Origin of the sequence: Paenibacillus endophyticus, assembly GCF_014192395.1 — a bacterium.
Taxonomy (GTDB): Bacteria; Bacillota; Bacilli; order Paenibacillales; family Paenibacillaceae; genus Pristimantibacillus; species Pristimantibacillus endophyticus.
Genome location: NZ_JACHXW010000009.1, coordinates 111,477 through 118,308 on the forward strand (window position 1 = coordinate 111,477; position 6,832 = coordinate 118,308).

A 6,832-nucleotide genomic window follows, 5' to 3' on the forward strand; every position below is an offset into this window, starting at 1 on the left:
AATGTTTTTATTGCAGACGAATCCGGTTACCGTCCTGCAGCGGCTCACTGCTTTCCAGAATAATCATTTCCCCTTCATACAGCCGGTCTTCTGGAATCATCGTCTCCCGATCCGTGGACTCACTTTCCTCAATGGGAACCTTGCGGGCCAAAAACACATTGCCCAAAGCCCCTCGCAGCTGTTCCACCTTGAATATAAACTGCTCCTCGCCTTCCCTATGAACCGCCTCGTTCGGAATAAGCCACCCTTTCCTAGGCGAAGCCAGCTCCAGCTTGACCGAAATCTGTTCACCCCCTTTCAGAGCGTCATCATCCAAAAGGAGGCGCAGCAGCTTTTGTTGAATCGCTGCGGGCGATCCGCCACCATCTTCCGGCAAGCTTGCGCTCCGTGGACCAGTATCAGCAATTTCATCGATCACACCCTCCAGCGGGCGGGGTGGCTGTTCCCCCTCAGCTGGGGCTAGTAGCTCGATAGGGTGCCTGACCGCAAGACCGAAGCGTTCGATAAGCTCCCTGTCGGCCACGATATCCAGACGATATCCTAATTCGAGATTCGAGATTACGATATCCGACTGTCCAGTGGAAGCAAGACCTTCTATTGCAAGCAATTCCATCACAATTCCGTCAAATGGGGCGACAAGCTCTTTTTGCCGATTCAACTGATCCCGGAGACCGTCGATTTTCCTCTGCTGCACCGATATATCGATGTTGCACGTTTTTATCTCGCGTTTAATCTCACTTGTAGCGGACTCGTCCCCTTCAGAAATCGACAATTTGAATTGGTCCTGCATGTCTTCCAACGCAATATTCAGCTTCTCCAGCTGCGCAAGCTCATCCTCCAGTTCCCTCCTGGCGGAGGTGCTGTCGTATACAACGAGCTTCTGACCTTTCTTAACCGTCTCGCCTTCTTTCACAAGAACGTGTTGGACTCTCCAACCAGCCGGATTCGGCAGCTCCGCCTGATTAAAAGGCTGCACGACACCGCTGCCCTCCAGCTTATATGTGATTCCTCCGCTCGCTGCCAGCTCGGTCCTTACCTTCGGCAAAGTAGCCGACTGCAGCGTATTGCTGAATAGCGTGAAGAACAGCAGCAATCCGACCAATAGCAGCAGGGCTGCGAATATCCATTTTTTTCGCTTGCGTTCAACTTGCTCCTTCGATAGCTCCATATCCTTGGCTTTCTCCTCCTATCCCTTGATTCCAGATAACTGGACGCCTTCGATGAAATAGGTCTCCGCGTACAGGAATAACAGCACCATTGGAGACATATAGAGCATGGATGCGGCAAAAACCGTATCCCATTCTCCGCTTAATCTCGATAGAAATACCGATAAAGGCTGCTTCATCGGATTGTCTATAAAGATCAGCGGCTGCTCGACCATATTCCAATTATCAACGAATAACAAGATCACCAGCGCGGCAAGCCCCGGCTTGACCATCGGAAGGATGACCGTCAGGAAGGTCCTAAGATGTCCGGCTCCGTCTATTTTAGCTGCTTCAATATAGGCGTACGGAATATGCAGCATGAACTGGCGCAGCATAAATACACCAAATGCGGCAAAGACGCCTGGAAGGATCACTGCTCCCGAAGTATGCAGCAAGCCCAGTTTATCCGCCATGATATAGTTAGGAACCAGCGTGACCTGGAATGGCATCAGCATCGTCAGCAGATACACCAGAAACAGGGAATCGCGACCGCGGAATTTCAGCTTCGCAAACGCATAGGCTGCCAGCGCCGCGACCACTGTCTGTCCGATAATGATTGGCACGACCAAGCCTACCGAATTCCAAAACAGCAGCAAGTAATAGGGAGAATGCACCAGCAGCTCACCGTATTGCTCCAGGGTCACCTTGTCTGGCAGCCACTTCAAATTAATGAACGTTTCAGCACCCGTTGAAGTCACGTCTGTGAGTTTCCCAATAACCCCGTAGTTGATTCTCAACTCCTGTCCGGCCATCAGTGAATTGGTGAAGGTAATCATGATTGGGAACAGCAGTACCAATCCAATCATCACCATGAACGCCGTTAGCAGCCCTTTTTGTATGGTTGTCATTACTCGCAAAGCTTCACCCCTTATTCCATGAACTGTCGATACCGGTACTCCAGCCTAAACAGTCCAAGAACGATTATCATGATGCCGCACACCATCAAAGCGGCAGCCGCCGTCAGCTTCTGAATATCCAGTGACACGAACATGTTGTTCATGTAGTGCTGCAGCATGTAGATGCTGGCGTGCGGGTAATCACCAGCCATCAAATAGGTCTCCCTAAACACTTTGAAGGAATTAATGATTGACATAATGACCACAAAGAACGTTGTGGTGGTCAAATAGACCAGCGTAATCCCAAAAAACTGGCGAAAACGTCCAGCACCTTCAATTTGGGCGGTTTCGTAGTAATCCTTCGGGATTTGTTGAAGTCCCGCTAGAAACAAGATTACGTTATACCCGACGTTTTTCCACAAATACACAGCTAGGATCACATTCCGTGCCGCATCCGTCTTCATCCAGTCCACCCGCTTGATGCCGGACCAGCTGAGCACGTAGTTCAACGCCCCATTCCAATCAAACATCATCTGCCAGATAATGATGACAGAGGCGACCGGAACGACAAGCGGCAATACATAGGAGGTGCGCAGCCATTTCCGCAAGTAAATGGGCCTGTTCAGCAATAACGCCAACCCTAGAGACAACGCCAGCATGAGCGGAACGCTCACCGCGCTGAAATAAAAGGTGTTGTAAGCCGCTTTTCGGAAGGAACTGCTGGCCAGCAGTTCCCGGTAATTCGCAAGGCCGGCGAACCTCCCCCCGGTGGTGCTGCTCATGAACGAATACATCAGCCCCATGACATATGGGATCAGATAGAACGTGGCAAAGCCTGCTGCGCTTGGCGCGAGAAACAGCCACGCTGCCGCAGCGTCCCGGCGCATCCACCTGGTCAAACCTATCGGAGCACGAAAAATACCCCACTTCTTCATCATCCAGTCCTCCTGCCGTTGATGCTCTAAGCATAGGCCAGACTGTTAAAATAAGAAGTGGGGTAATTCTTAACTTTTCCTAAAATGGATTAGTTTATATCGTTGACGACAAGTAAGGCAATCGCACCTCGAATTCGGTACGGATGAGGTCGCTTTGAACCGATATGGCGCCTTCATGCTGTTCTACGATGTTCTTAGCGATAAACAGGCCAAGCCCAGTGCTGCCTTCCTGATGTGTTCGCGCGCGATCGCCGGTAAAAAAGATGTCAAATACATGAGGAAGCTCGTCAGGCGGAATGTTCCTTCCGTAATTAATCACTTGAATGACGATTTGACCTTCCTTTTGGCCGCCGCGAATATCGATGTATTCGCCATCCCCGCCATAACGAACGGCATTGGACAGCAGGTTATCGAACACGCGCGCAAGTAGGTCGCCGTCACCGGAAATCATCAGATTCGAATCGATCTCAAGGCGTGCGGTCAGCTTGTTTTTTTCGAATACTGGATACATCTCTTCGGTTAATTGAGTCAACAGCTCGCCAAGATCGAGCTGTTCGCGGCGGATATTCAGCTTGCCGTAATTCATCCGTGTAATATCGAACATCTCGTCGATCAGCTTCTCGAGCCGCTGCGATTTCGTAAAGGCAATCGTTGTATAGTGCATGATTTGCTCGGCGGTCAAATCTTTGTCTTTAAGAATAAAATCCAAATACCCGATGACAGAAGTCAACGGGGTACGCAAATCATGGGCAAGGTTAAGCACGAGCTGTTCTTTGCTGTTCTCGGCGAAATCCCCCCGTTCCTCGGCCTGTTTCAGCTTTTCGCTAGCTAAGTTGATGTCTCTGGCAATATCCCCGACTTCATCATTGAGCGGGATATGGACCCGATGAGAGAAATCTCCTCCCGCCAATTGGTTGATCCCGCGGGAAATCTCCCGGAAATAAGCAACGTAACGCCGGGTAAACAGATAGAAATAAAAAAACGAAATCGGAAAAAAAAGGAGCAGGAATACGTTAATATCGCCGATATCTCGAATAGTTTCACGAACCTCGAACATGGGGCTCCCGCGGAGCAGCGTGTAGTAATACCGCTGCAGCGCCAAGTAAATCAGAAAGGTAGTGGCGGCGGACATCAACATGCTGAGTCCGAATAGGCGGATCATTTGAAAACGGAAGCTTCGGAAATTGGGTTTAGCCATTGAACGCATAACCTACTCCCCAGACAGTCTTGATCAGCTTGTTCTTATTCTGGTCCTCGCCCAGCTTCTTGCGTAGTGTTCGAATATGCACCATCACTGTATTATTCCCACCTTCATAATAGGCCTCGCCCCACACTTGCTGAAATAAATGCTCCGTGCTGAATACTTTCTTCGGGTGGCTAGCGAGCACCACTAGTATGTCGAACTCCTTGGGGGTAAGCTCAACCGGGTTGCCGTACAGGAACGCGGTTCGCTGCTTGGGGTGGATTACGATTCCCCCGGCCGCCAGCACGGATGTGTCCGCTGGATCGGCCTTTGACGGGTTCAACTGAATGAAGCGGCGTAATTGGGCGTTCACCCGGGCTACTAGCTCCATAGGATTAAACGGTTTGGTCATGTAATCGTCGGCACCGCGAATCAGACCGGTGATCTTATCCAAGTCCGTTGCCTTTGCGCTGAGAAAAATAATGGGCAGGTGATACTGCTCGCGGATTAATCGAGTCACTTCGTACCCGTCGATCTTGGGCATCATAATATCCAGTATCGCTAAATCCACGGACTGCACCTGGATGATGTCGATAGCCTCTTGTCCGTCAGCGGCTTTCAGGCACCGGTAGCCCTCTTTGACCAGATGCAGCTCGATCAGGTCGGCGATTTCTGTCTCGTCATCCGCAATCAGAATGGTGATCGATTTCATGGCTTTCTCTCCTTCGCAAAAACAAGCATAACCTAGTACGGTTTGCGATTTCAAATGTTCGTTCGAGTTCGACTCGATGATAAGTGGAATGAGCTAATAGTTGTTCGGTAGATCACGAAGCCCAGAAGTCCTCCCGAGGAATTAAGCAGTATATCATCTACATCGAACTGACCGATCATGAACAGAAGCTGGGCAGACTCCAAGCCCAAGCTGAAGATGAACGCACAGACTACTATTTTCAAACCTCCCATCCCTACATTATGGAACATCAGTCCTAATATAATGCCGAGCGGCATAAAAATCGCCATATTGCCAAAAAGATTAAAAATAGCATGGTCGGATAACGAATGCAGAGATCTGGAGATTTCGTGAAAAGGAACCAAATTGCCTGTATGCAGCCACTGGGAGAGCAGTTCGGGTTGCTTCAGTCCGGCCTGCAGGCGGCCCCAAAGAAAGCCGGGGTCCAATGAGTGAAACTTCAACAAGACGATTTTGACCAGTGTATATATATAAAGGACAAGCAGAGCTCGGAGACCTAGTACGCTCAGATGACCATTCTTTCTTGCTTTCCTGTTGTTTAGATTGACGTTTATATTCGTCTTTATTCTGGCTGCTGCCTCCGTGCCTATTTTCGTAGTCATTCGACCGTTCTCCTTTTAATTTGCTTATTTGCGAACCGTAACGATGACACCGCCCTGATCATGGAACGAAACTTGTGCACTAGCCGGGGGATAGTAGAACCGTATAATTCACGCTAATTCCGTCGATTAAATCGGGATTGCTAAACAGATCTTGCTTATTTGCGAATCCAAAATAATACCACACTGATCATGGAACGAAACTTGTGTGCTAGCCGGGGCGATAGCAGAGCCGTGTAATTCGCGTCAAATCCGTCGATCAATGGGGGGATTTCTAAACAAATCTTGCTTATTTGCGAATCGAAACTAACACCGCCCTGATCATGGAACGAAACTTGCGTGCTAGCCGAGGCGATAGCGGAGCCGTGTAATTCACATCAAATCCGTCGATCAAAGGGGGGTTCTAAACAAATCTTCTTGCTTATTTGCGAATCGAAACTAACACCGCCCTGATCATGGAACGAAACTTGTGTGCTAGCCGAGGCGATAGCGGAGCCGTGTAATTCACATCAAATCCGTCGATCAATGGGGGGGTCTAAACAGATTCATCGGGCATCATCGGGCAGATCGTTCCTACCCGTCTTCAGCTTTGTTATTCCGTAGCCAATCAAAAAGGCAAATGACCCATTTCTTCATGCTCTAGCATCTGTTTGAAGGATAAAGAAAACTGTTAAAAAAGAAGTGGGGTTAAAAATAAAGTTTTTCTTAAATTGAAGTGCGGCCTTGTTTGGGGTCAGACAACATTTCTGTATGAACTCGTTACGTTTATAGAGAGATTTCTTCGAAGGGAAATTTGGCCCTCGCGATAGATGCTTTATCATCGCTCTGTTTGCAAGAGTTTGCAGACTGCCGACTTTCTCTATTCTTATCGGCAATGATAATGGTTTCCGGTTCGGAGCCGAATCATACATGCACCCTTGGATGCGCCGTTCGTTGCAAAAGCGAATATAATGTGTTTTATTCAATTCGGTCATTCATGAGAGCCGGTAGAAGTCGCTCCTCAATGGCATGGCTACAGTGCAAAAAGTGCAACGTAATTCGTTATACGGCGTTCATTGGCTGTCTACGATGCAGTATTTACAATGAAAATGAATGATTCTTGCCGTTTTGGTGGAAAAGAAGCTTTTCTGCTGTACTTTCTGCAATGTAGGGATCAGAACTGTTTGTTATGTGAGGTTTAGGTTGTAGAAAGTGCAGTGTAACTTGATTACGGCGTTCATTGGCTAGCTACAGTGCAAAAAGTACAACGTAATTCGTTATACGGCGTTCATTGGCTGTCTACGTTGCAGTATTTACAATGAAAATGAATGATTCTTGCCGTTT

General features: G+C 48.6%; 6 protein-coding genes. All 6 read right to left on the reverse strand.

The window, feature by feature from the left end; all coding sequences use genetic code 11:
* Positions 1–7: 7 nt before the first annotated feature.
* The gene (locus tag FHS16_RS16260) at positions 8–1,168 is read right to left on the reverse strand and encodes an efflux RND transporter periplasmic adaptor subunit (protein ID WP_183564495.1); all 1,161 of its coding nucleotides are present in this window, start codon (positions 1,166–1,168) and stop codon (positions 8–10) included.
* Between the two features lie 18 nt (positions 1,169–1,186).
* Positions 1,187–2,053: a carbohydrate ABC transporter permease gene (locus tag FHS16_RS16265; RefSeq protein ID WP_183564498.1), complete on the reverse strand. Its 867-nt coding sequence runs from the start codon at positions 2,051–2,053 to the stop codon at positions 1,187–1,189.
* Between the two features lie 20 nt (positions 2,054–2,073).
* On the reverse strand, positions 2,074–2,928 hold the full coding sequence (locus FHS16_RS16270; protein ID WP_376769677.1) for a carbohydrate ABC transporter permease: 855 nt from the start codon (positions 2,926–2,928) through the stop codon (positions 2,074–2,076).
* Positions 2,929–3,070: 142 nt separating this feature from the next.
* Positions 3,071–4,174, reverse strand: coding sequence for a HAMP domain-containing sensor histidine kinase (locus FHS16_RS16275; protein ID WP_183564504.1), 1,104 nt, complete (start codon positions 4,172–4,174; stop codon positions 3,071–3,073).
* Positions 4,167–4,871 carry a response regulator transcription factor gene (locus tag FHS16_RS16280; RefSeq protein ID WP_183564508.1) on the reverse strand — a complete coding sequence of 235 codons (705 nt, stop codon included), beginning with the start codon at positions 4,869–4,871 and terminating at the stop codon, positions 4,167–4,169. Before FHS16_RS16280 ends, FHS16_RS16275 begins: the two co-directional genes overlap by 8 nt.
* Before the next feature lie 50 nt (positions 4,872–4,921).
* A complete protein-coding gene (locus FHS16_RS16285; protein ID WP_183564511.1) occupies positions 4,922–5,512 on the reverse strand; it encodes a VanZ family protein in 591 nt (196 codons plus the stop codon).
* Positions 5,513–6,832: the final 1,320 nt, after the last annotated feature.